The sequence below is a fragment of the Thiomonas arsenitoxydans genome, assembly GCF_000253115.1.
GTDB classification, from domain to species: Bacteria; Pseudomonadota; Gammaproteobacteria; order Burkholderiales; family Burkholderiaceae_C; genus Thiomonas; species Thiomonas arsenitoxydans.
On record NC_014145.1, the window covers coordinates 1,779,501 to 1,803,942 of the forward strand.

23 protein-coding genes and 2 pseudogenes are annotated in these 24,442 nt (G+C 63.4%); 11 read left to right on the plus strand and 14 right to left on the minus strand.

From position 1 onward, the window contains the following. Nucleotides 1-4: 4 nt before the first annotated feature. Nucleotides 5-952, minus strand: a complete 948-nt coding sequence (locus THI_RS08190; protein WP_231836455.1) for a zinc ABC transporter substrate-binding protein — start codon at nt 950-952, stop codon at nt 5-7. Between the two features lie 143 nt (nt 953-1,095). Here THI_RS08190 and THI_RS08195 point away from each other — a divergent pair, with 143 nt between their 5' ends. From THI_RS08195 to folE2, 3 genes are all read left to right on the plus strand, one after another. Further along, nucleotides 1,096-1,824: an ATP-binding cassette domain-containing protein gene (locus tag THI_RS08195; RefSeq protein ID WP_231836457.1), complete on the plus strand. Its 729-nt coding sequence runs from the start codon at nt 1,096-1,098 to the stop codon at nt 1,822-1,824. Next, nucleotides 1,817-2,617: a metal ABC transporter permease gene (locus THI_RS08200; RefSeq protein WP_013105788.1), complete on the plus strand. Its 801-nt coding sequence runs from the start codon at nt 1,817-1,819 to the stop codon at nt 2,615-2,617. The genes THI_RS08195 and THI_RS08200 overlap by 8 nt, the downstream gene beginning before the upstream one ends. A gap of 284 nt (nt 2,618-2,901) precedes the next feature. Beyond that, the gene (gene folE2, locus THI_RS08210) at nt 2,902-3,690 is read left to right on the plus strand and encodes a GTP cyclohydrolase FolE2 (protein ID WP_013123239.1); all 789 of its coding nucleotides are present in this window, start codon (nt 2,902-2,904) and stop codon (nt 3,688-3,690) included. Between the two features lie 6 nt (nt 3,691-3,696). On the opposite strand, the gene mutS is transcribed toward folE2, so the two are convergent. From mutS to THI_RS08250, 9 genes and pseudogenes are all read right to left on the minus strand, one after another. Continuing rightward, nucleotides 3,697-6,249 carry a DNA mismatch repair protein MutS gene (mutS, locus tag THI_RS08215; RefSeq protein ID WP_050985931.1) on the minus strand — a complete coding sequence of 851 codons (2,553 nt, stop codon included), beginning with the start codon at nt 6,247-6,249 and terminating at the stop codon, nt 3,697-3,699. Between the two features lie 471 nt (nt 6,250-6,720). Then, nucleotides 6,721-6,900, minus strand: coding sequence for a hypothetical protein (locus tag THI_RS18810; protein ID WP_141130549.1), 180 nt, complete (start codon nt 6,898-6,900; stop codon nt 6,721-6,723). 150 nt (nt 6,901-7,050) lie between these two features. After that, complete coding sequence (merA, locus tag THI_RS08220) at nt 7,051-8,721, minus strand: mercury(II) reductase (protein WP_013105792.1); 1,671 nt, start codon at nt 8,719-8,721, stop codon at nt 7,051-7,053. A gap of 93 nt (nt 8,722-8,814) precedes the next feature. Beyond that, nucleotides 8,815-9,093, minus strand: a complete 279-nt coding sequence (gene merP / locus THI_RS08225; protein ID WP_013105793.1) for a mercury resistance system periplasmic binding protein MerP — start codon at nt 9,091-9,093, stop codon at nt 8,815-8,817. A 16-nt stretch (nt 9,094-9,109) separates the two neighbouring features. Then, complete coding sequence (merT, locus tag THI_RS08230; protein WP_013105794.1) at nt 9,110-9,475, minus strand: mercuric ion transporter MerT; 366 nt, start codon at nt 9,473-9,475, stop codon at nt 9,110-9,112. A 139-nt stretch (nt 9,476-9,614) separates the two neighbouring features. Continuing rightward, complete coding sequence (gene merR, locus THI_RS08235; protein WP_041609209.1) at nt 9,615-10,034, minus strand: mercury resistance transcriptional regulator MerR; 420 nt, start codon at nt 10,032-10,034, stop codon at nt 9,615-9,617. 241 nt (nt 10,035-10,275) lie between these two features. Further along, nucleotides 10,276-10,566, minus strand: a pseudogene (locus tag THI_RS08240) (zinc-binding dehydrogenase); the annotation flags it as partial. 174 nt (nt 10,567-10,740) lie between these two features. Beyond that, nucleotides 10,741-11,610, minus strand: a complete 870-nt coding sequence (locus tag THI_RS08245) for a transposase (RefSeq protein ID WP_041608957.1) — start codon at nt 11,608-11,610, stop codon at nt 10,741-10,743. Between the two features lie 86 nt (nt 11,611-11,696). Next, nucleotides 11,697-11,858, minus strand: a pseudogene (locus tag THI_RS08250) (zinc-binding dehydrogenase); the annotation flags it as partial. A 74-nt stretch (nt 11,859-11,932) separates the two neighbouring features. Between THI_RS08250 and THI_RS08255 the strand changes: the two are divergent. From THI_RS08255 to THI_RS08265, 3 genes are read left to right on the plus strand one after another with little or no spacing between them, the layout of a single operon-like run. Next, a complete protein-coding gene (locus THI_RS08255) occupies nt 11,933-12,832 on the plus strand; it encodes a DUF6662 family protein (protein ID WP_013105796.1) in 900 nt (299 codons plus the stop codon). 29 nt (nt 12,833-12,861) lie between these two features. Beyond that, the gene (locus THI_RS08260; RefSeq protein ID WP_013105797.1) at nt 12,862-13,407 is read left to right on the plus strand and encodes an FMN-binding protein; all 546 of its coding nucleotides are present in this window, start codon (nt 12,862-12,864) and stop codon (nt 13,405-13,407) included. Further along, nucleotides 13,404-14,270 (plus strand): FAD:protein FMN transferase, encoded by an 867-nt coding sequence (locus tag THI_RS08265; RefSeq protein ID WP_013105798.1) that lies wholly within the window; start codon nt 13,404-13,406, stop codon nt 14,268-14,270. The genes THI_RS08260 and THI_RS08265 overlap by 4 nt, the downstream gene beginning before the upstream one ends. 466 nt (nt 14,271-14,736) lie before the next feature. Here THI_RS08265 and prmC read toward each other — a convergent pair whose 3' ends face one another. Genes prmC through THI_RS08290 form a run of 4 tightly spaced genes read right to left on the minus strand, consistent with a single transcriptional unit; the run spans nt 14,737 to nt 18,564 of the window. Next, nucleotides 14,737-15,711, minus strand: a complete 975-nt coding sequence (gene prmC / locus THI_RS08275; protein WP_013105799.1) for a peptide chain release factor N(5)-glutamine methyltransferase — start codon at nt 15,709-15,711, stop codon at nt 14,737-14,739. Further along, nucleotides 15,708-16,706 carry an NAD(+) synthase gene (gene nadE, locus THI_RS08280; protein WP_013105800.1) on the minus strand — a complete coding sequence of 333 codons (999 nt, stop codon included), beginning with the start codon at nt 16,704-16,706 and terminating at the stop codon, nt 15,708-15,710. The genes prmC and nadE overlap by 4 nt, the downstream gene beginning before the upstream one ends. A 3-nt stretch (nt 16,707-16,709) precedes the next feature. Next, a complete protein-coding gene (locus tag THI_RS08285; RefSeq protein WP_013105801.1) occupies nt 16,710-16,961 on the minus strand; it encodes an acyl carrier protein in 252 nt (83 codons plus the stop codon). Nucleotides 16,962-17,016: 55 nt separating this feature from the next. Next, nucleotides 17,017-18,564, minus strand: a complete 1,548-nt coding sequence (locus THI_RS08290; protein WP_013105802.1) for a class I adenylate-forming enzyme family protein — start codon at nt 18,562-18,564, stop codon at nt 17,017-17,019. 164 nt (nt 18,565-18,728) lie between these two features. Here THI_RS08290 and THI_RS08295 point away from each other — a divergent pair, with 164 nt between their 5' ends. The 5 genes from THI_RS08295 (at nt 18,729) to ntrC (ending at nt 24,439) form a co-directional block, all read left to right on the plus strand. Continuing rightward, complete coding sequence (locus tag THI_RS08295) at nt 18,729-19,499, plus strand: competence/damage-inducible protein A (RefSeq protein ID WP_013105803.1); 771 nt, start codon at nt 18,729-18,731, stop codon at nt 19,497-19,499. A gap of 236 nt (nt 19,500-19,735) precedes the next feature. Further along, nucleotides 19,736-21,151 carry a type I glutamate--ammonia ligase gene (glnA, locus tag THI_RS08300; RefSeq protein ID WP_013105805.1) on the plus strand — a complete coding sequence of 472 codons (1,416 nt, stop codon included), beginning with the start codon at nt 19,736-19,738 and terminating at the stop codon, nt 21,149-21,151. Between the two features lie 132 nt (nt 21,152-21,283). Continuing rightward, complete coding sequence (locus THI_RS08305; protein WP_013123073.1) at nt 21,284-21,850, plus strand: hypothetical protein; 567 nt, start codon at nt 21,284-21,286, stop codon at nt 21,848-21,850. Then, on the plus strand, nt 21,847-22,932 hold the full coding sequence (glnL, locus tag THI_RS08310) for a nitrogen regulation protein NR(II) (protein ID WP_013105807.1): 1,086 nt from the start codon (nt 21,847-21,849) through the stop codon (nt 22,930-22,932). Before THI_RS08305 ends, glnL begins: the two co-directional genes overlap by 4 nt. A gap of 31 nt (nt 22,933-22,963) precedes the next feature. Beyond that, nucleotides 22,964-24,439 (plus strand): nitrogen regulation protein NR(I), encoded by a 1,476-nt coding sequence (ntrC, locus tag THI_RS08315; RefSeq protein ID WP_013105808.1) that lies wholly within the window; start codon nt 22,964-22,966, stop codon nt 24,437-24,439. Nucleotides 24,440-24,442: the final 3 nt, after the last annotated feature.

A 24,442-nucleotide genomic window follows, 5' to 3' on the forward strand; every position in this document is an offset into this window, starting at 1 on the left:
AACCTCACGGTGCGCCGAGGCACTGGCCGAGGTTATTCGCCAGATTGCGCATCAGCTGGGTATAGCCTTCCAGGCCCAGCGGGCCCTTGGCGCCGAGCGGGTCAAGTGTGCCGACTCGCGCCTGGGTTCCCTCGATCAAGGTCTGCACCAGACGCGGTTCGAACTGAGGCTCGGCAAACACGCAGACCACGCCCAGCGACTTGATCTTGTCGCGCATCTGACTCACGCGTCGCGCATTGGCCATGGCGTCGGGGCTGACCAGAATCGAGCCGACCGCACGCAGCCCGAAAGCATGTTCGAAGTATTGATAAGCGTCGTGAAACACGATGAAGGGCTTGCTTTTGACCGGGGTGAGTTGCGCGGTGAGTTCCGCCGTTATGGCATCGATGCGCTGCACCGCCTGCTCTGCATTGGCCTGGTATTCCGGCGCATGTTGCGGGTCTTTCGCCGCCAGCGCGCGGGCCGCGGTGCGCACGATGACCTTGGCATTGGTGGGCGACAGCCAGAGGTGGCCATCGAAGCTGCCGGTGTGCACATGGTCATGTTCGCCGCCGTGTTCATGTTCGTCGCCGTGGTCGTGCGACACCGCCAGCTTCGGGGCAGGGCGCTTGCGTTCCCAGTCGCCGCCCGTGCGCGCGGGCAGCAAGTCCATGCCGGGCTGGGTGGAAAGCGTGACCACCTGGGTCGATTTGGGCAGGGCCTTGGTGATCTTGGTCAGCGCTGGCTCGACGTCCGGCCCGATCCAGAACAGAAGCTGCGCCTGTTCGGCGCTGGCTCGCTCAGAGGGCTTGAACGCATAGGTGTGGGGCGAATTTCCCGGCGGAATCAGCACCGTGGGTTTGCCCACCCCGGCCATGACGGCCGCCACCAGATCGGCCACGGGTTTGATGCTCACCGCGACCCTTGGGGTTTCAGCCTGCGCCCCCAGCGGGGTCAGGGTGGCAGCGAGCAAAGCCGAAAGGGATAAGAGGCGTCGTAGGAAGATCATTTTGAGCGATGACGTTGAGAAAGTAATTAGTTACAATATAACACTTGCAACAGAAAATAACGCCCTTGTCTCCCACAGAACCCCTTATAGCCCTCGAGGGCATCCATGTGCAACGTCACGGTAACGCGCTGCTCACCGACGTGAGCCTGCGCGTGCTGCCGCGCCAGATCGTGACGCTGGTCGGCCCGAATGGTGCGGGAAAGACCACGCTGGTGCGCGTGCTGCTCGGCTTGATGAGCGCGGATCGCGGCGCCGTGCGGCGGCGTAGCGGGCTGCGCGTGGGCTATGTGCCGCAGCGTTTCACCCCGCCGCCCAGCCTGCCGATGGATGTGGACGGTTTTCTGCGTCTGGCGGGCCCGAGTACCGAGCCGCAGCGCAAGCAGCGGCTGGCCGATAACGGCGCGAACGATCTGCTGCGGCGGCCGCTGCGTGCGCTTTCCGGCGGAGAAATGCAGCGGGTTCTGCTCGCCCGGGCGATGCTTCGCGAGCCCGATTTGCTGGTGCTCGACGAACCGGCGCAAGGGCTCGATGTGCAGGGCCAGCAGGAGTTCTATGCCTTGATCGCCCGCCTGCGTGACGCATCAGGTTGTGGCGTGCTGCTGGTTTCGCACGATCTGCATCTGGTCATGGCCGCCACCGACGAGGTGGTTTGCCTAGAGCGCCATGTGTGCTGCGTGGGGCGGCCCGAAGACATCAGCGTGCATCCGGAGTACCTGCGACTTTTCGGGCGCGATCTGACCGGGCTGGCGATCTATCGTCATCACCACGATCATCATCACGATCTGCACGGCAATATCGTGCCCGATGCAGCCGAAGGACGGACGGCCCATGACTGAATTTCTGCTGCCTGATTTCGTCTGGCGCGCCTTGATCGGCGGCTTGGGGGTGGCGCTGCTGGCGGGGCCGCTGGGTTGCTTTGTGGTGTGGCGCCGCATGGCCTATTTCGGCGAAACGCTGGCGCACTCGGCCTTTCTGGGGGTGGCGCTGGGGCTGCTGCTGCACCTCGATCCGGTCATCGGCGTGCTCGCGGTGAGCGTGGTCATCGCCCTCGTTCTGGCGCGACGACAACCGGCGGAAGGCATTGCCGAAGACACGCTGCTGGGTCTGCTGGCGCACACCAGTCTGGCGCTGGGCTTGGTGGTGCTGGCCTTCATGGAGAACGTGCGCGTCGATCTGTTCTCTTACCTGTTCGGCGACATCCTGGCGCTCAGGGCGGCAGATTTGGGTTGGATTCTTCTGATCGACGTCGTGGGCCTGTCTTTGCTGGCTTGGCTGTGGCAGGGCTTGCTGGCGCTCACCGTGCACGAAGAACTCGCCGCCGTCGAGGGGCGGCGGGTGAAATGGTTGCAACTGGCGTTCATGCTGGTGCTGGCGGTTTTCGTCGCGCTGGCGATGAAGCTCGTGGGTATTTTGCTCACCGTCGCCATGCTCATCATTCCGGCGGCGGCGGCGCGGCGACTGGCGCGCACGCCGCTGCAGATGGCGCTGGGGGCGGCCGCAATCGGTGCAGTCGCCGTCCTGCTGGGGCTGCTGGCCTCACTGCATTCCGACCTGCCCTCGGGCCCGGCCATGGTGGTCGCGGCGGCGCTGCTGTTTCTGCTGCTGCGGGTGTTGCCGCAGCGCGGCTGAGAGGGTGTGAACAAATCCGCCATGCCCGCTCATCGCGCCCAAATCGTCCCACTCGGCGTTGCAAATGCGCGCCGTGCCGACGGGCACGGCTGTGCTTTGCGCCTTGATTGGAACCCTTTGGGCGCGCTGCTCGGCCACGCCGGATTCATTCACACCCTCTGGCGCCGCCATTTCCGCAAACCGGACAAGGATGTGCACAGTCCGGGATAATCTGAGAACTTTTCTCAACTATGCCCCGGGCGGGCGATACCGAACCCCATCGGCGCAGCCCCACCCGTCATTCCATGAACAAACCCTTTGAAGCCATTCCGGATATCCAGAGCACTGTGGACGAGCGCCATATCGCGATCCAGCGGGTCGGGGTCAAGGGTTTGCGCTATCCGCTCAATGTGCGTCTGCGCGACGGCAGCATTCACCCGAGCATCGCCCAGGTAACGGCCGACGTGGCGCTGCCCGCCGAGAAAAAGGGCACGCATATGTCGCGCTTCGTCGAGCTGCTCGAGGCCATGCCCGAGGCGATGGACGCGCAGGCGTTTGCCGCGCTCACCCGGCAAATGCTGCCCAAGCTCAATGCCACGGCGGGGCGTCTGGAGTTCGCTTTCACCCTGTTTCTGCGCAAGACCGCGCCGGTCTCGGGCGTGCAAAGCCTGCTCGACTACGAAGCGGGGTGGATCGCGGAAGCGCGCGGCGATCAACTCAAGCTGACCGCCAAGGTCATGGTGCCGGTGAAATCGCTGTGCCCGTGTTCGAAGGAGATCTCGGATTACGGCGCGCACAACCAGCGCTCGCACATCACCATCACGGCCGAACTGCTTCAGCCCGTGGCGCTGGAAGAACTCATCCGCATTGCCGAGGAAGAGGCGTCGTGCGAGATCTGGGGCCTTCTCAAGCGCCCGGACGAAAAATATGTCACCGAGCACGCCTATGAAAATCCCAAATTCGTCGAGGATCTGGTGCGTGATGTCGCCGCCCGGCTCAATGCCGATCCGCGCATCGGGCATTACGTGGCCGAGGCGGAGAACTTTGAGTCCATCCACAATCACTCGGCCTACGCGCTGATCGAGCGGGTTTGAGCTGCGTCATTCGACCTCTCGCAAGGCCTTGAGACGGTAGAGAGTTTCAAGCGCCTGACGCGGCGTGAGGGTGTCGGGATCGATGTCATCGAGCGCCTCGATCACCGCTTCGTGCGTGGGGGCTGGCGCTGGCTCTGCTTCATCGATTTCTGCAGACGCGGCAAACAAATCGAGCTGCGCTTCCTGTTGCTGATGCTGGCGTTCCAGCGCGTCGAGCCGCTTGCGGGCGTCGCGGATGACGGCAGGCGGCACCCCCGCCAACTGGGCGACCTGCACGCCATAGCTGCGGCTGGCCGGCCCTTCGCGCACCTCGTGCAGAAACACAATGCCCTGTGGTGTTTCCGCTGCGCCCACATGCACATTGGCGGCCTGCGGGTGGCGCAGCACCATGTCCGTCAACTCGAAGTAATGTGTGGCGAACAGGGTGAGGCTGCGGTTGCGGTCGTGCAACTGCGCCGCAATGGCCGCGGCCAGCGCGAGGCCGTCGAAAGTGGAGGTGCCGCGCCCGACCTCGTCCATCAACACCAGGCTGTGCGGTGTGGCTTGCCGCAGAATCGCCGCGGTTTCGGCCATTTCGACCATGAAGGTCGATTGCCCGCCGGCCAGATCGTCGGAGGCGCCGATGCGGGTGAAAATCGCGTCCAGCGGGCCGATGCGAGCGCTGCGGGCCGGGACATAGCTGCCGAGATAGGCGAGCAGGGCAATCAGCGCGGTCTGCCGCATATAAGTGGATTTGCCGCCCATGTTCGGCCCGGTGAGAATGAGCAGGCGGCGCTGTTCGTCGAGCTGGCAATCGTTGGGAATGAAGCGGTCAACCCGGCTCTCGATGACCGGATGGCGGCCACCCACGATGTCGATGCCCGGCGCCTCGACGAACTCGGGGCAGACCCAGCCGAAGGTGCTCGCGCGCTCGGCCAGGGCGGCCAGGGTGTCGAGCAGGGCGACGGCCTGCGCGGCGCGGCGGATATCGGCCAGCGCGGGCTGCAGCGCTTCGATGACGCCCTCGAACAAGACTTTCTCACGCGCCAGTGCGCGATCCTGCGCGGAAAGCGCCTTGTCCTCGAAAGCCTTGAGTTCCGGGGTGATGTAGCGCTCGGCGCCTTTGAGCGTCTGGCGGCGACGGTAGTCGTCGGGCACTTTGTCGGTTTGGCCGTGGGTGACTTCGATGAAAAACCCATGAACCTTGTTGTATTGCACCCGCAGATTAGCGATGCCGGTGCGCGCGCGCTCGCGCTGTTCCAACTCCATGAGAAAGCTGCCGCAGTCGGTGTCGATGGCGCGGAGTTCGTCGAGTTCGGCATCGAAATCGGCGGCGATCACACCGCCATCGCGCAGATTCAGCGCCGGTTCGGCCGCGATGGCGCGTTGCAGCAAGGCGGCGGGTTCGGGCGGCAAATCAAGCTGCGCATCGATGGTTTGCAGCAAGGCGCAGCGTTCGAACGCGGCCGCCTGGCGACGCAGTGCAGGCAGGCGCTGCAGGCCGTCGCGCAACGCCGACAGTTCGCGCGGCTTGGCCTGCTTCAGCGCGATGCGCGCGGCAATGCGCTCCAGATCGGCCATGCCGCGCAGGCTGCCACGCAATGCCGCCAAGTCGCCGTCGATCAGTGCCTGCAAAGCGGCGTGGCGCGCGCGGGCGACGTTGGCGTCACGCGGTGGCGCCTGCAACCAGTCGTGCAGCAGGCGGCTGCCCGCCGCAGTCTGACAACTGTCGAGATGGGAAAGCAGCGTGGGGCTGTCTTCGCCGCGCAAGGGTTGCAGAATCTCCAGATTCCGGCGGGCCACGGCGTCCAGCCGCAGACTGTGTTCGGCTCGCTCAACGCGCAGATCGGCCAGCAGGGGCAGCGTGCCACCCTGGGTCTGCTCGGCGTAGGTCAACAAGGCGGCAGCGGCGGCGTGTGCCGCGCCCAGGGCTTGCGCGCCGAACCCGTCGAGATGCGCCACCTGCAGCTGCGCGCAGAGCTTGCGCAGACCGAGCGCGGCGTCGAAATGCCATTCCGGTCGCTCGGTCGTATGGGGCCAACGAGGTTCGTTCGGCAGGCTTTGGTGTTGCGGCCACAACACCTCGGCAGGCGCGATGCGGGCCAGCCAGTCGGGCAGGGCGGCCGCTTCGCATTGCGCCAGGGTGAGGCCGCCGCCGGTCAGCGCCATCCACGCCAGCCCCCATTCGCCACGCGCCGATTTCGGCGGCGCAACGGCCAGCAGAATGGCGTCGCGCTTGTCGTCGAGCAGCGTCTGTTCGGTGAGCGTGCCCGGTGTGACCACCCGCACCACACGGCGTTCGACCAGCCCCTTGGCCTGCGCCGGATCGCCGATCTGCTCACAGATCGCCGCTGACTCACCGAGCTTGACGAGCTTGGCCAGATAGCCATCGAGCGCCTGCGCCGGCACCCCAGCCATGATGACCGGCTCGCCCGCCGACTGACCGCGCCGGGTCAGCGTGATGTCGAGCAGCCGCGCGGCCTTCTCGGCGTCGTCGTAAAACAGTTCGTAGAAATCGCCCATGCGACACAACAGCAGCGTGCCGGGATGCTCCGCCTTCATGCGCAGGTATTGCTGCATCAGCGGAGTGTGTGCGGAAATGCTACTCAATTGATTTCCTTGATCAAATTTTTTAAGTTATTGTTAATAACAGGTGTTTTCAGCATATCGAGCGCGTGGCGAGAGCCTGAGAAATCGGAACATCGCCCTGCGCCATATCTCTGCACTCATGATTCAGGCGTAGCTTTTTGGGCGTTGATAAAAAAGTTACGCCAAAAATTTCGACTCCCAGAAAAACTTACGCTGACCTCTGTGCCGATTATGGAGTTTGGCGCGTGCTGCTCTCATGCTCTTTCCGGGAAAGCTCATGGCGCCAGCACCGGGCAAATGCTAGAGCCCAACGGTACGCGATGTTTGCGATATCTATCTGAGAGGGCACATCAAGAATCGAGCCGAAAAGGGGAGGGTGGAGATTCGTCGGACGTTCGATTTGATGCTTGCAGGCATTGCCGACCACGATGCCGCCGCAGTCACCCGCAAGGTCGCATCAGTTCATCTCAGCGATTCGACCACATCCCAGTGCAGGCGGCGATCCTGCAAGGAATTGAGGGCGGCCTGGAACACCACCCGGATTCCGGCGATCTTCCGCAGACCACGCCAAATGGGTGGCGTTCGGCGCTCCGCGGCAAACTCAAGTCCAAAGAGCGCGCGAAGCTGGTCGATGAGTCGCAAGAGTAACTGCTGGGATCATGCGCCGGAGAGCCTGTAGGTCAGCCCGATGAAGTTCGAAGCAAACTGGCACGCGGGCCAGTCAAAACAAGCCGCGTAACCAGGTGGCTTTGGACTACGTCGAACAGGGGCAAGGTCTCTGCTTCGATCGGCTCACCCCGCGCAGCATGACAGTTGCGTCACATCCTTGGTGAAGGTCTGGGCGGCCAGCTTCAGGCCTTCGACCATGGTCAAGTAGGGGAAGAGTTGGTCGGCCAGTTGCTGCACCGTCATGCGGTTGCGAATGGCGAGCGCGGCCGTCTGGATGAGTTCGCCTGCCTCGGCGGCCACCGCCTGGACGCCGAGCAGGCGCCCGCTTTGCGCCTCGGCGACCAGCTTGATGAAGCCGCGCGTGTCGAAGTTGGCCAGGGCGCGGGGGATGTTGTCCAGGCTCAGCGTGCGGCTGTCGGTCTGGATGCCTTGTCGCTGCGCCTGCGCCTCGCTCAGCCCCACCGTGGCCACTTGCGGGTCGGTGAACACCACGGCCGGCATGGCCGAGAGGTCGAGCGTCGCCTCGCCGCCGGTCATGTTGATGGCCGCACGCGTGCCCCCGGCTGCGGCCACATAGACGAATTGCGGCTGATCGGTGCAGTCGCCCGCGGCGTAAATGTGCGGCACATTGGTGCGCAAATGGTCATCGACCACGATGGCGCCGTGCGCATCGCAATGCACGCCTGCAGCGTGCAGATCGAGCGCCGCGGTGTTGGGCGCGCGGCCCGTGGCCACCAGCAGGCGCTCGGCGCGGATTTCGCCCTGGTTCGTGGTCAGCGCGAAGCAGCCGTCGGCGTAGGCCACCGCACCGACCTGGGCGTGAGTCAGCACGGTGAGGCCCTCTTCGCGCAGTGCGGCGGTCAACGCCTCGCCGATGGCCGGATCGTCGCGCGACAGCAGGGTGTTGCGCGCGATCAGGGTGACCTGGCTGCCCAGGCGGGAGTAGGCCTGGGCCAGCTCCAGCGCGACGACAGAAGAGCCGATGACCGCCAGGCGCGGCGGAATGGTATCGGCCTCCAGCGCCTCGGTCGACGTCCAGTACGGCGTGCCCTTCAGTCCCGCAATCGGAGGAATGGACGGACTGGCGCCGGTGGCGATAAGGCAGCGATCGAAGCTCACCTGGCGTGAGCTGCCGTCGTGCAGGGTCACGGCCAGCGTTCGGTCGTCCTGGAACCGGGCGGTGCCGTGCAGGGTGGCGATGGCGGGCTGACCCTCGATGATGCTTTCATATTTGGCGTGGCGCAGCTCGTCCACCCGCGCCTGCTGCTGGGCGAGCAGTTTGTCGCGCAGGATGGCGGGGGAGGTGGGTGGGATGCCCGCGTCGAACGGGCTGCGGCGGCGCAACTGGGCGATGTGCGCGGCGCGGATCATGATCTTGGACGGCACACAGCCGACGTTGACGCAAGTGCCGCCGATCACCCCGCGTTCGATCAGCGTGACGCGCGCGCCGCTGTCGGCCGCCTTGATCGCCGCCGCCATGGCCGCGCCGCCGCTGCCGATGACGGCGATGCGCAGATCGCTGGCGTCACCGCGGGCAGGATGGGTAGAACGGGCCGAGTCGGTTGAACCGTACGACGGCGTCGGCGCACGATCCGCCTGCTTCGCCGCGTAGCCCGCCTTGGCCACGGCCGCAGCCATCGCGTCGAACGAGATGCTGTCATCGGCCACGACTTCGGCCGTCCCCAGCGGGTACGACACCTGCGCGGACTTCACGCCGGGTAGCTTTTCCAGGGCGTGTTTGACGTGGGTAGCGCAGGCGTTGCAGGTCATGCCGCTGATGCTCAGGATTTCCATGGGCTTCTCTTCGGGTTGGAGGGGGCCGGTTCAGATCGGCCGGTCGCGTGCGCTGCGGCCATAGCAAAGCGCGATCGGCTCATCATGGTCGGCTTATTGCACGACCGTCGAGGGATAGCCCGCATCGGCGGTGGCTTTGATCAGGGTCTTGACGTTGGTCTTGGCATTGTCGAAGGTGACCACTGCGTCTTTTTTCATCTCGTTCACGCTGACTTTTTCCACGCCGGGAACGGCGGTAAGCGCTTTGTGCACGGTGATCGGGCAGACCCCGCAGGTCATGCCCGGCACAGCGAGGGTCACGGTCTGCTCTGCAGCCCAGGCAGGGGCACTGAAAACGCAGGCGGCGGCAATAGCAGTCAGGAGCTTGTTCATGAGGATTCCTTTCGATTCAATAAAACAGGGGAGCGACATAGGGAAACGACAGCGCCACGACGATCAGCGCGGCGACGATCCAGAACAGCAGCCGGTAGGTGGCGTTGACCTGGGGAATGGCGCAGACCTCGCCCGGTTTGCAGGCCGCAGGCGCTCTGAACAGGCGGCGCCAGGCGAAGAACAGGGCGATGAGAGCCGCGCCGATGAAAATCGGCCGATACGGTTCGAGCAGGGTGAGGTTGCCGATCCACGCGCCGCTGATGCCCAGCGACAGCAGGATCAGCGGGCCCAGGCAACAGGTCGAGGCCAGGATGGCCGCGAGCGCGCCGGCAAACAGCGCGCCACGCCCGGTGGGCGCGTGTGGAGGTCTGGATTGCGACATGCCGAAACTCCATGGAGTGGACGATGTCTACACTGTAGAGCCGTACCAAAGTACGGAGTCAAGCCGCATCGCGCCTTGGTTGACAAGGCGGCATGGCCTTTGCCGTTCAGCCAGCGCACGGCCGCTGGAACCTGGCTGGTCAGGGAGCGTGAACCTCGCCGTGGAGCGCGTCGATCAGGGGGCAGGACATGGAGCCATCGCTGCAGGCGCAGGCGCGAATCATCTCGGCCAGCGCCGACTCGATGCGCCTGAGGTTATCGAGCTTGGTGCGCACATCGCGGAGCTTGCGCTCACCGAGCTCACGCGCCTGGTCGCAGTGCATGCCGTCATCGAGCTGTAGCAGACCGGCAATCTCGTCGAGGCTGAAGCCCAGACCTTGGGCCGATTTGATGAAACGCAGGCGGGCAACGTCACCTGGCCCGTAATGACGGAAGCTTCCCTGGGTTCGCTCGGGTTCACCCAGCAAGCCCTTGCGCTGGTAGAACCGAATGGTTTCGACGTTGACGCCGACCGCCTTGGCGACGGCGCCGATGGTCAAACCATTTGAATTGAGTTGCATCATCTTGGCTCCGATTCGGGGCGGCAAATTGCTGCGCGACGGGACGAGCTGCCGATCGGCGCCAACAGCTCCGATTTAAATGGCAGGCTTTGATCGTCATGCTTTCTAAGTGCGATCGCGTGTAGCCTTTGCGATCGTTGCGACTGGAAAGCTGCGCCCCTATGGCTGCATTATTCTCAAAAAGGGGTGTGGCTCTGAGGGGCGAATGAAACCTAACCTCAAATGCCGAACGGCTGTTGATTCAGGCCCTGGATTCGGCCACGATGCGCACCACGATCTTGCCCTTTGCCTCGCGCTGGCTGAGCCGCAGAAGGGCTTGCGTGGCCTGCTCCAAACCCAGCTGTTCCGTGATTTCCGGGCGCACACTCCCAGCCACAAACCACTGCAGCAATTGCCGCACGTTGGCGGCATGCTGCCTGGGGTTGCGCTGCACGGCCTCGCCCCAGTACACGCCGAGAATCTGACGCTCCTTCAGTAGCGCCAGATTCAGTGGGATGCGTGGAATGTCGCCCGCAGCGAAACCCACCACTAGGAGGCCGTCGGACTTGAGCCCGAGGGGCGGGTGGTGGTGGCGAGGGGCGCGGCTTTCGCGCGGCCCGGCACGACGCGAGCGTCTTCATCACTTGCACAGACTCCTGGGCGGCCCGTTGGGGCGCAGAGCAGGTCGTGCGGGGCGTGATCCGGGCGCACTTTCCCCCTTTGCTCGTCACCCGGCGCGCAGCACATGCATGCGCTTGATGTTCCAGGCCAGGGTCACGAGGTTCCACTCGCCTTGCGCCTTGTGCAGCCCGCGCATGCTCATCTGACGCCAGCCCATGACGTGCTTGATGATGCCGAACACGGGCTCGACGGTCTGCTTGCGCAGTTTGTACAGCGCCCGGCCTGCCTGTGTGCACAGGCGATGGGCCATGCTGGCGACCGGCTCCGCAGTGCGCGGCGCGTTGATCTGGGCCTTGGCCTGCGCGATGGCACGCAGACGGTCCTCGCGGCGGGCAATCTCGGCGGGCACATCCATGCCATCGGGCGCGCTGGATCGATCATCCTTCTCCGCCCGCGCCAACAGGTCCTGGACTTCCTGGCGCAACTGCGCCTCGATCTTGTTGGCATGCCCCCACGACAGCGCCTTGTGCTTGCTCGCGTTGGCTCGGATCTTGGTGCCGTCCAGCGCAATGTGGCCGAGCTTGAGCAACTTCATCTCGCGCGCCAGCACCAGCACCTGCACGAACAGCGCCTCGATCTCCTTCAGAAAGCGCCGCCGGAACGCGGCCAGCGTATCGTGGTCCGGATGCGTATTGGCCGCCACAAAGCGGAACGCCACCGAGTCGTAGGTCGCGCGCTCGATCTTGCGGCTCGAATGCACCCCGTTGGCATACCCGTAGATCAGCAGTCCCAGCAGCACCGCAGGGTGATGCGCGGCCGAGCCCCGGCCCGCGTACTGCTTGACCAGATCATCCAGATCAAGCCGATCAATCACTTCCACCACAAAGCGCGCGAGGTGATCACTGGGCAACCACTCGTCCACCGAAGGCGGCAGAAGGTAGGCCGTGTCTCGATCAACACAAACGAAGCGACTCATCGCGAGGAACTCCTCAATGGACTGTCGCCATTGTCTCGGATTCATCCATCAGGCGTAAGCCTGGAAAGTCCGACAGCCTCCTATCCTAGGTAGCGGCCACGCCAAGCCGTGGCGCGCAGCGCGGCCTCTGCGTAAACACCACCGATAGGATCCAGCACCACGTCGGCGCCTTTGCCGTCGGTCAGTCCCATCAGGCGTTGGCGCAGGTCCTCGCTGGCATAGTCCAGCAGCGTGTCAGCGCCATGCTGAAACATGCCGACACGCTTGACATAGAAAGAAATAAAAACAAGAATGCGAACCGTTATCAATAACGGAGCGTGTCTTGAAAGCAGTCAAAGCTATCCATCGATCTGTGATCGTCGGATTGATGTTCGCAGCAACGTCTGGCGCCGCTTCGGCCGACGAGAATCTTCTGGGCTACACCACAGGGGCGGAAACGCTGCCTGCAGGAACTTCAGAGGCCTATTTCTGGATCACTGATCACAGCGGCAAACGGCGCGGTAGCTATTCGGCACAGTATCTGCGCGCCGAATACGAATATGGCATCACCAACAGCCTGAGTGGCGCGATCTACCTCAACGGCTATCGTCACAGCTACAACTGCGGCACGATAGGCTGCGCCGGGCCGGTGGCGGACGGAGAAATCACCGGCAGTCTCCACCGGACGCAGTTCAGCGGGTTCTCGCTGGAACTGAAAAAAATGCTGCTCTCTCCCTATAAGGATGATTTGGGCGTTGCGCTGTATGGCGAAGTGACCTACGACAGCGTTGACCCGATTACCGGCGAAAAAGGGCAGGGCTATGAGGTGGAGACCAAGCTCATTTTGCAGCGGCCCTATCTCGACGGCCAGTTGCAGTGGATCACCAATCTGGAGCTGGAAGCCGAGTCGTGGCGGCCCAGCGCTGGTGGCGGCACGGAGTATGCGGTGGCCCCGCGGCTGCGAACGGGCCTGTCGTATCGCTTTGCACCGAACTGGTTCATTGGCGCCGAAGGCTGGGTCGATGCCGAGATTCTCAAACCCGCGAATCAGTCCTGGGAATTCGATCACTGGGATTTCTTCGCCGGCCCGTCCATTCATTACGGCGGCAAGGCTTGGTGGGCCACGCTGACCTGGGCCCAGCAGATCGGCGGCTCCAACGAGTCGGACAACAACGCCACGGGCGTGCATCTTGCCGATCATGAACGGCGTGAAATCCGGCTCAAGGTTGGCTACAACTTCTGAGGCCTGAATCATTTTTGAAAGGAACAGGCATGCAAGGATGGCACCCCTATTTATTGATGCCTCTGGCCGCGTTGGTCGCTGCGCCGGTCGGCGCCACCGAATATCTGACAGTTGAGCAGGCACAGAAATCGCTATTCCCCGAGGCTGATCGATTCATCGCGGCGCCGGTGCAGTTGAGTGCGGAGCAAAAATCCGCGATCGAGGCGCGCTCCGGCTTGAAGCAGCGCTGGGACAAGCAGGAGGTCTGGCGAGCAGAGCGAGCGGGCAAGTTGCTCGGCTGGTTCATCGTCGATGATGTGGTGGGCAAGCATGAATTCATTCACTACGCGGCCGCGCTCTTGCCACAGGGGCGTGTGCGCGGGATCGAAGTCATGATCTACCGCGAGACCCACGGCGATCAGATCCGCCAGTCCAGTTGGCGAAAGACGCTGGAAGGCAAAATGCTGGCCGACCCGTTCAAGCTCGACAAGGACGTGCCCAATATCAGCGGTGCCACGCTGTCTTGCCGCAATGTGATGAACGGAGTCAAACGCCTTCTGGTGTTGCAACAAGTTGCGCTGCAGCCGGGCACATGAAAGACGAATCCATTACCGTGCGCAGGCTTCGGCCCTTGCTGGGAACCTGGGTGGAGATTCAGGCCACTGGGCGACCGGCTCGAGTGGAGCGGGCCGTGAAAAGCGCTTTTTTGCATATCGCCCGGGTGCAGCAACGCATGAGTTTTCATGCACCAGGCAGCGTGCTGAGTCGCATCAACCTGCATGCGCACCATACGCCCCAGCCCGTTGATGCCTGGACCTGGGATGTGCTGCGCAAGGCGCTTGCCATGTCGCTGGCCAGCGAAGGCCACTTCGACATCACCTTGGGCGCGCGCCTGGTCGAGCGTGGCGTACTGCCCGATCATGGCTTTGCCACGCTTGAAGCAGCCATCGGCAGCTATGCGCTGGTGATGTGGCCCGGACGGCGCGTGGGGTTGCGTCGCCCCGTGCTGCTGACGCTCGATGGCATCGCCAAAGGCTATGCGGTGGATCTCGCCATCCAGAGTTTGCAGCGCGCAGGCATTGAGCAGGCCGTGGTGAACGCCGGCGGTGATTTGCGGGCTTTTGGCGCCCACGCCGTGCCCTTGGGTATACGCCAGGCCAGCGGCGCCGTGTACCGGGCAGGGTCGCTGCGCAACGCGGCTGTGGCCAGTTCGATGGTGGGGCATGCGCCATCAGCGAAGCAGAACTTTCCCGGCTGTGTCATGCACCCCGGTGATGGCAACTGGGACGCGGCGGCGCCTCGGGTCTGGACGGTGCAAGCCGAGACTTGCTGGCGGGCCGACGCGCTGACCAAAGTGGCGGCGCTCTCGGCTCCGGCGCGGCGGCAAGCATTGGTCGCGCGCTTGGGAGGCCGGATTCTTCAGCCTGAAAGGGTTTCAGTACAGGATGCAGCCGCTTGAAAACTTATCCGCGTCATTTCGTATCGGTCTTGTATGTGACCTTGTTCGCACTGTTGACGACGGGCTTGTTGCTGACGCCCGGCGCGCTGCAAATGCGCCTGGATTGGGACATGCCCTGGTCTTTGCCCAGCGGTTTGCGTACCTGGGTGGCTGCGGGCCATGCGCTGAGTTTTCTTTCGATACTCGGCCTCGTCGGGGCGGTGTGGGCCGTCCATATTCGAGCCGGATGGGTCAGGCGGGAGAATGTGCGCAGCGGTCTGCTTCTGCTGGCGGCCTTTGGCTTGCTTAGCCTTAGCGGGCTGGGCCTGTATTACGCCGGAGGTGAAAACCTTCCTGCTTGGAGCGCGGTGGCTCACTTGCTGGCCGGCGTCCTGCTGCCCTTGTTGTTCGTAGCGCACCTGTTGGGCGCCCGCGCAGCGTCGCGTCGAGCATGGCCGCGACACCGCAAAATGTTTCAACCGATTGCTCAATCGACCGTTGAGCCCGCCGCTCGCGCCAGCACGGCGCGCACTGCGCCCTGCGCATCGCAAACGGTTTCGACCCGGTCGTAAGCCGGATGCTTTTCCAGCAGTTGCATCATCGCCGGGCCTTGGCCGAGGCCGACTTCCATGCCCAGCCAGCCGCCGGGGCGCAGCAGAGGAGGGGCTTCGCGGATCAGCCGCATGAGAATGCGCACGCCGAACGGCCCGCCGTCGAAGGCGAGATGGGGTTCATGTCCGACGATTTCGTGCGGCATGGTGTCCAGCTTGGCGGTGGAAATGTAGGGCGGCAACGAGACCACCAGGTCCACCTTGCCCTGAAACTCGGCGCCGAACGGGGCGAGCAGATCGCCGGTATGCAGGCTGACGCGCTGGCCCAGATCGAGATTTTGGGTGTTGGCGCGGGCCAGGTCGATGGCGGTTTGGGAAATGTCGGCGCCATGCACCTGCGCCTGGGGTACGGCGTGCGCAAGCGCCAGGGCGAGATTGCCCGAGCCGCAACACACGTCGATCACGATAGGGGGCGTTGCCGCGGCCTCGGCCATCGAACGCAGTTTTTGCGCTGCGATCTGGCCGAGCAGTTCGCTTTCGGCGCGCGGAATGAGGGCTTCGGGCGAGGCCCGCAGTTCGAGCCCCATGAAGCGCTGCCATCCGGTGAGATAGGCGATGGGCTCCCCGGCCACACGGCGCTCGATCAGCCCGTCGAGCGCTTCGAGCTGCGCGGCGCTCAGCGCGACCAGGGGCGTTTCTGCCGCAGCGTGCAGAGACATTGGGCGTCCGGCGGCCAGCAGCCAGAGGGCACGCAGGGCGGAGGCGGGCGTCTCTTCCGGCTTGTCGGGCAGGATGTCGAGGGCCTGAGTGAGCCGACCCAGGCGCTGTTCGAACGCAGCCTGCGCGTCCGGCCCAAGGGCTTGCAGATCGGGGGCGGTGTGTGCGGGCAGTGATGCGGCGTCGAGATTCAAGAAACACTCTCCTGAGAAGGATGAAAAACGGGCTCGATCAGCGCGGGCCGGGCGTGCAGGTAGCGGGTGGTGCGACGCTTGGCGTCGATGTCGCTGAGCACGGCAGCGGCTCGGGCCTCTGGAATGGCCAGTGTCTCGGCCAGTTCCGCGGCGCTGTAGCCGTGATTGCGGGCCCAGAGGGCCAGATCCATTTGATGCCAGGGCAGGGCGAAATAAAACTCGTCCTGGCCCTGCGGCAGGCTGTAGGTGTCGGTGGTCGGGGCGGCGTTGCACACGGCATCGGGTAAGCCGAGATGCCGCGCCAGGGCGTAGACCTGGGTTTTGTAGAGGTGGGCGATGGGTTTGAGATCGGCGGAGCCATCGCCGTTTTTCACAAAAAAGCCCTGGTCGTATTCGAGCCGGTTGGGGGTGCCGATGACCGCATAGTTCAGGCGGTCGGCGTGGAAATATTCGAGGGTTTTGCGCAGTCGCTGCTTGTGGTTGGTGGCGGCGACGATTTGCAGATATTCGCGCAGCGGCAACCGTGCCTCATGCATTTGCCCGTCAGGCGCCTGGGCGATGATCTTGAAATGGTTGATGCCACCGGCCAGCCCGCCGGAGATGGCGAGCTTGATTTTCCATTGCGCGTTGTAGCCAGGCAGCACCGCGCGCACGGCCTCGTCGCGCCAGTGATAGCAGCCGATGGCCTCCAGCGCGGGGGCGATGTTTTCCACCGTGGATTCGATGCCGAGCTGCTGTGCGACCTGCCCGCCCAGAGTCGCGCTGTTGTCCGACGAATCGCGCTCGGGCATGAGCAGGCCGAACACCCGCTGCGGCCCGAGGGCGCGCACCGCCAGAGCCGCGCACACCGAGCTGTCGACGCCGCCGGATAGGCCCAGCACCACGCCGCGCTTGTTGAAGCCGCGCAGGGTGTGGAGGAAAAAGTCGGCGATGCGGACGGTTTCAGCCTCGCAGTCGATGGCGAGAACGTCGGTAGTCAGCGCAGGGCGGGCCATTTTTTAGGCCGCCTGCTTGCGTTGCACATAGGCAGTGATGGCGGCCACGCTGTCGAGGTTGTCGGGCACCATTTCGATGTCGGCCACCTGAATGCCCCAGTTCTCTTCGAGGAAGAGGATGAGTTCGAGCACGCCGGTGGAGTCGAGAATGTGCAGATCGAGCAGCGAGTCGGTGTCGCTATAGCTGGTGTCGCGCGCGCCGAGCAAGAAGTTGCTGTCGATGTAGTCGCGAATTTTTTTCTGAATGTCAGACATGGGAATGAAGCCTCGGTGAGAGCAAAGATGAGGAAGGACAGCAGAAGGGGCGGGCTCAGCGCAAGCCGGTTTTTTTGATTTTTCCCGTGTCGGTGCGGGGCAGGGCATCGACAAATTCAACGTATTTGGGGGCCATGAAGTTTTCGATGTGCGCCAGGCAGTGCTTGATCACATCGCGCTCGGTGAGCGTGTAGCTCGGCTTGCACACCACAAAGGCTTTGACCGCCTGGCCGAGCAGGGCGTCGTCCACGCCGATGACGGCGGCCTCAAACACGCCATCGAGCGAATGCAGCACGTTTTCAACTTCACGCGGGCTGACTTTTTCGCCCCGGCTTTTGATGATGTCGTCTCGCCGCGCCACGAAATACAGCCAGCCTTCTTCGTCGGTGCGAAACAGGTCGCCCGAATACAGCACCATTTCACCGGGAATCGGCCCCGGACGCAGACGCTGCGCGGTTTGCTCGGGCTTGCGCCAGTATCCGCGCATCACATGGCTGCCGCGGATGACCAGCTCGCCGGTGCTGCCGTTGGGCAGGGGACGGCCTTCGTCGTCCGCCAGCCAGACTTCTTCATTGGGCATGCCGCGCCCGACGCTGCCGGGGCGCACATCGAGCTGTTCCGGCGGCAGGTAGGTCACCCGCTTGCACTCGGTCAGCCCGTACATGGAAAACAGCGTGGCCTGCGGAAACAGCGCGCGAATCTGCGCAATTTGCGTTTGCGGCAAGGCCGCCGCGGTATTGGTGATCAGCCGCAGCGCCGAGAGATCGAACTCATGGAGCGCCTTGAGGTTGGTCAGCAGGGTGAACATGGTGGGCACGCCGGGAAACACCGACACCCGCTCCCGCGCCATATTGGCCAGCACCTTGACCGGAAAGGTGAACGAGCGCTCCAGCAGCACGGTGGCGCCCAGGCTGAAGGCCATGAGAACCTGATACAGCCCATAGTCGAACGCCAGCGGCAGGGCGCAGACGATGATGTCGTCCTGCCGCAGCCCGAGGTAGCCGCGCACCGAGCGCAGCGCGGTGAGCATGTTGAGATGCGTGAGCATCACCCCTTTGGCATCGCCGGTAGAGCCCGAGGTGTAAATGATGGCGGCCAGATCCTGATCGATCAGATCGGGTTGCGTGGGCGAGCAGGCCGCGCCGGGCAGGGCGGCAGGAAAGGCGCACTCGCGTGGATCGGGCGTGCCGACGTCCGGCTTGCCCTGCGCGTAGGCCGTGAGCATGTAGCAATGACGCACGCTGGGGTTTAGCGCCAGGGCCGTACGGCTGGTTTCGGCCAGTTCCTGCTGGGTGAAAAGGGCGCAGGCTTCGGAATCGTTGAGGATATAAGCCAGCTTGTCAGCCTTGGTGAGGGTGTTGACCGGCATGAACACCGCACCGATTTTGAGCACGGCGTACATGGCCGCGATCATTTCCACGCAGTTGTCGAGAAACAGCGCCACCCGCTCACCGCGCTGCACCCCATGAGCTCGCAGTGCCGCGGCGATGCCCTCCACCTGGTCGGCCAATTCGCCATAGCGGGTCGTCACGCCTTCGCGCACGATGGCGCGATGTTCGGCAAAGTCGGTGGCGGTGGTCTCGAAAGTGTGGTGAAGCAGCATGAGCGTCCATTAAAAACGAGGTAACCCAGCATAAAGGCGGAGTGTGCTGAAGCGTCACCCCGCAATCGCACGGAAAGCGCCAGAGTGTGATTTTTTTGGGGGGTTTGGTGGCGCGAAAGCGACGGCGCCCCGCTATGCTTGGATTTTCAATTCAGAGCACAAGCATGGGACTGGGGCTATACATCATCGGCGACGAAATCCTGTCGGGAAAGCGGCAGGACAAACATTTCCCTCAGATCCTGGCTCTCCTCAAAGCGCGAGAGATGCGGCTGGACTGGGTGAGCTATCTGGGTGACGATCCCGCCCAGCTGACCGAGGCATTTGCCGCCAGTTTCCGGCGCGGCGATGTGGCGCTGAGCTGCGGCGGCATCGGTGCCACGCCAGACGATCACACTCGGCAGAGCGCCGCAGCCGCGCTGGGCCTGCCGCTGGAGTTACACCCCGAGGCCAAGGCGCTGATTCAGCAGCGGGTCATCGAAGCCGGGCTGGGCGATGTGGACAGCCCCGCCAACCAGCAGCGTTTGAACATGGGCATGTTTCCGCAGGGCAGCGCCATCATTCCCAACCCTTACAACCGCATTCCGGGCTTTTCCATCCGGCAGCACTACTTCGTCCCGGGCTTTCCGGTCATGGCGTGGCCGATGCTCGAATGGGCGCTGGATGGTCCGCTGGCGCATCTGCACGGCCAGGGTCATCAGGTTGAACGGGCCGTGATCGTGCGCCACGCAATGGAGTCCGACCTCACGCCCTTGATGGAAGACATCGAGCAGCGGTATGCGGGCGTCAAGGTTTTCAGCCTCCCCAGCGTGGATCACCCGGTTTGGGGGCGGCACATTGAACTCGGCGTGAAGGGCGACTCGGCGGCCGTAAGTGAGGCTTTCGACTATTTGCGAGCCCACCTCCCGGAAGGCAGTTGGGAAGATGCACCAAAATGAGCTGAATCGCACCGAGAAAGTGCATGAGAGTTTTCGGCACGTTTTTGGTGCATTTTCCGCCGTCTGCAAACCCCGTCTTTTCTCCTGGTGGGAGGCGCTGGGTTTCAAACGATCTGGGCACGCTTTCTGCTAGATTCCCTGCACTGCGCGGAGCATTGCAGCAAACGATGTCAAGTGGCGTCTTCAGCACGGCCGATGACCACCCCCAACGCATTTCAACCTGACAGGAGATTTTTATGAGCAAAACAGTCGCCGACGTGATGGGCCTGGTGAAAGAGCACGATGTCAAATTCGTGGATTTCCGTTTCACCGACACCCGCGGCAAAGAGCAGCACGTCACGGTGCCTGTCTCGCATTTCGATGAAGGCAAGTTCTCCGATGGTCACGCCTTCGACGGCTCGTCCATCGCTGGCTGGAAGGGCATCGAAGCCTCGGACATGCTGCTCATGCCCGACCCGAACACCGCCAATATCGACCCGTTCTACGAAGAAACCACGCTGCTGCTGAGCTGCGATGTGCTCGAACCCGGTGATGGCAAACCCTACGACCGCGATCCGCGCTCCATCGCCAAAAAGGCCGAGGCTTATCTGAAAGCATCGGGCATCGGCGATACCGCCTATTTCGGTCCGGAACCCGAGTTTTTCATTTTCGACCAGGTCCGCTGGAATGTGGACATGTCGGGCTGCTTCGTCAAGATCGACTCCAACGAAGCCGCCTGGGCCACCGGCGACAAGATGGAAGGCGGCAATATGGGCCACCGCCCGTCGGTGAAGGGCGGCTATTTCCCGGTGCCCCCGGTTGACAGTCTGCAGGACATCCGCTCGGAAATGTGCCTGCTGCTCGAACAAATGGGCGTGCCGGTCGAAGTGCATCACCACGAAGTGGCCAACGCCGGCCAGTGCGAAATCGGCACCAAATTCTCCACTCTGGTGGAGCGTGCCGACTGGACGCAGATCATGAAGTATGTGATCCAAAACGTCGCCCACGCCTACGGCAAGACCGCGACCTTCATGCCCAAGCCCATCGTCGGCGACAACGGCTCGGGCATGCATGTGCACCAGTCCATCTGGAAAGACGGCAAGAACCTGTTTGCTGGCAATGGCTACGCCGGTCTGAGCGACTTTGCGCTGTATTACATCGGCGGCATCATCAAGCACGCCCGCGCGCTCAACGCCATCACTAACCCTGGCACCAATTCCTACAAGCGTCTGGTGCCCGGCTTCGAGGCCCCGGTGATGCTGGCTTACTCGGCGCGCAACCGTTCGGCTTCGATCCGCGTGCCGTTCGTGCAGAGCGACAAGGCCCGCCGCATCGAAGTGCGTTTCCCCGATCCGACTGCCAACCCTTATCTGGCCTTCTCCGCCATGATGATGGCCGGCCTGGACGGCGTGGAAAACAAGATCCACCCGGGCGAAGCCGCGAGCAAGAACCTCTACGACCTGCCGCCGGAAGAAGAAGCCAAGATCCCGACCGTGTGCTCCAGCCTCGATCAGGCACTGGACTATCTGGACAAGGATCGCGCCTTCCTGACCAAGGGCGGAGTGTTCAGCGACGACTTCATCAGCGCCTACATCGAGCTGAAGATGGAAGAGGTCACCCGCTTCCGCATGACCACGCACCCGGTCGAGTTCGATATGTACTACTCGCTGTAAGGTGGGATGGTTTTCAAATGCGGCCTTCGGGCCGCTTTTTTTTGGCAATTCCGCCACGTCCTGTCGGCCGGGTGTGCGGCACGCGCGTTGCCAGACTTACACTGACCGCTGATTTTTTGAATGCGTGCCACCATGACCTTGTTTGCCCAATTGACTTCCCGATCAAGCGTTCGTTACGCCGCGTTTGCTTTGTTCGCGTCCCTGGCGGGCGCCTCTGCCGCTGTGGCGCAGACCGACCCGCAGCGCGTTTACCGCTGCCCGGACAACTCCTACACCAACGATCTTTCCGAGGTGAAGGCGAAGAACTGCAAGCTGATCGATAACGCCAATGTGAGCATCCTCTCCAGTCCGGGCATGACGCCCAAGGTCATCGGATCGGGCAGCAAACCCAGCGCGCAAAATGCAGAGCCGAGCGGCAACCAGGCCGCGCGGGTTGCGCCCTCCACGCAAAAAGAGCGCGATCTCGAGGCGCGGCGCATTCTGGAGCAGGAATTGCAGCAACAGCAGGCGCGGCTCGAGCAGCAACTCAAGGCCTACAACAATGGCCAGCCCGATTACCTGCCCAGCGAACGGCTGGTGGGCGGCGGGGTCAAGGGCGGCGAATACGCCCAGCGCGTGGCGCAGATGAAAGACCAGATCGCCATGACGCAGGCCAATATTGCCGCCTTGCAGCGCGAGTTGCAAAAGTATCCGCAATGAACGCCGCAGCGGTCGGCCAGCCGGGCGCGACCGAGTATCCCGGCCTGGAGTGGCTGGCCTCGATGGCCGCTCTGGTGGATGCCGAAGGCGCGATTGAATACGCCAATCCGGCGCTGGAAAACGGGCTGGGCGTGTCCCGCCGACTTTTGAACGGGCAAAACCTGAGCCACTGGATGGACTGCCCCGCCCTCTGGCAGGAGTCTTTGCTCCAGGTGCGCAGCAATGAGTTCAGCAGCAAGCGCTTCGACTGCATGATGCGGCTGCGCGATTTGCGTGAGGCGGTGCAAGTGCAGCTGATCGTGGCGCGCACCGATCATCCTCAGGGCCTGCTGCTCGCCGAGGTGGTGGAGATCAGTCAGCAGTCGCGTCTTGAGCGCGAGGAGCAGTGGCACAACCAGGCGCAAGCCAACAAAGAGCTGATTCGCAATCTGGCGCACGAGATCAAAAACCCGCTGGGCGGCCTACGCGGTGCAGCGCAGTTGCTGCACGCCGAGCTGCCGTCTGCGGAATTGCAGGAGTACACCCAGGTCATCATCGCCGAGGCCGACCGGCTGCAAACCCTGGTGGACCGCCTGCTGGCACCGCATCGCAAGCCGCATGTGGTGGGCGACGTGAACATCCACGAAGTGTGTGAGCATGTGCGCACCCTGCTGCAGGCCGAGTTTCCGCAAGGGCTGACCATCGAGCAGGACTACGACGCCAGCCTGCCCGAATTCCGCGGCGACAAGGAACAGCTCATCCAGGCGGTGCTCAACATCGCCCACAACGCGGCGCAGGCCTTGCAACAGCGTATCGTGCAGGGCGATGCGAGCATCGTGTTCCGCACCCGCGTGGCGCGGCAGATGACGCTGGCCCGTCAGCGCTATAAGCTGGCACTGGTCTTGCATATCGTGGACAACGGCCCCGGGGTGCCAGCGGAACTGAAGGATCGCATTTTTTTTCCGCTGATCTCGGGCCGAGAAGGAGGGAGTGGACTGGGGCTCACCCTGGCCCAGACCTTCGTCCAGCAACATCAGGGAACCATCGAATGCGACAGCCAGCCCGGCCACACAGAATTCCGCATTACCCTTCCGCTGCCTTGAAGGCAGGGCTTTCGTCGCAAGGGAGCGCGCGATGAAACCGATCTGGCTGGTTGACGACGACGCCTCGATCCGCTTCGTGCTGGAAAAGGCGCTGCAGAAGTCGGGCATGGAAGTGCGCAGTTTTTCCAATCCGCGCGACGTGCTCAGCGCCTTTGCCGAAGGCTGCCCGCAAGTGCTCATCAGCGACATCCGCATGCCGGGCGGCAACGGTATCGACTTGCTGCAACAAATCCGCCAATCGCATCCAGGCCTGCCCGTCATCATCATGACGGCCTACTCCGATCTCGATAGCGCGGTGGCCTCGCTGCAGGGCGGCGCGTTCGACTATCTGAGCAAGCCCTTCGATGTGGACAAAGCGGTCGAACTGATCCAGCGGGCCGTCGATGAAAGCCTGCGCGAAGAGCAGGCCGATGAAGCACACAACGAAGCCCCCGAGCTGCTCGGTCAGGCCCCGGCCATGCAAGATGTGTTCCGCGCCATTGGTCGGCTTGCGCATTCGCAGGTCACCGTGCTGATCACGGGAGAGTCGGGTTCGGGCAAGGAGCTCGTCGCCCGCGCTCTGCACAAGCACAGCCCGCGCTCGGGCGGGCCGTTTGTCGCCATCAACACCGCGGCCATTCCGAAGGATCTGCTGGAAAGCGAGCTGTTCGGCCACGAGCGCGGCGCCTTCACCGGCGCGCAGACCCTGCGGCGCGGCCGCTTCGAGCAGGCTGAAGGCGGCACCTTGTTCCTCGACGAAATCGGCGACATGCCGCTTGAACTGCAGACCCGCCTGCTGCGCGTGCTATCCGATGGACACTATTATCGCGTGGGCGGGCACAGCGCGATCAAGTCGCATGTGCGGGTCATTGCCGCCACGCACCAGAACCTCGAACAACGTGTGACCCAGGGCCAGTTCCGCGAGGATCTGTTTCACCGCCTCAACGTCATTCGCCTGCGCCTTCCGGCCCTGCGCGAGCGCAGCGAAGACATTGCTCCGCTGACCAAACATTTCCTGCAGCGCAGCGCGCAGGAACTCGGCGTCGAGGCCAAGCGCATCTCCGCCGAGGCCCTGCGCGTGCTGCAGCAGTTCCCCTTTCCCGGCAATGTGCGGCAGCTGGAGAACCTGTGTCAGTGGCTGACCGTCATGGCGCCGGCGCAGACCATTCAGGTCAAAGACCTGCCAGACGATGTAAAAACGGAAGTGCGCTCTGAGCAAGCGCCGATGCCTGCTGTGGCGGCAACAGCGTCGGCCGATATCCCTTTTATTGCGGCTTCAAACCCCGATTCAACGGCGATTGAGCCGTCGAACGAGGACTGGGAGCACCGCGTCGAACAGGTGGCCCAGGGCTTGATCCGCAGGGGCGAGCCCGACGTCATGCACCATCTGACCCAGCGATTCGAACGCGCGGTGATCGCCGCCGCGCTGGCGCAAACTCACGGTCGGCGCATCGAAGCGGCGCAAAAACTCGGCATCGGTCGCAACACCATCACCCGAAAAATTCAGGAACTGGGAATGGAAGAATGAGCT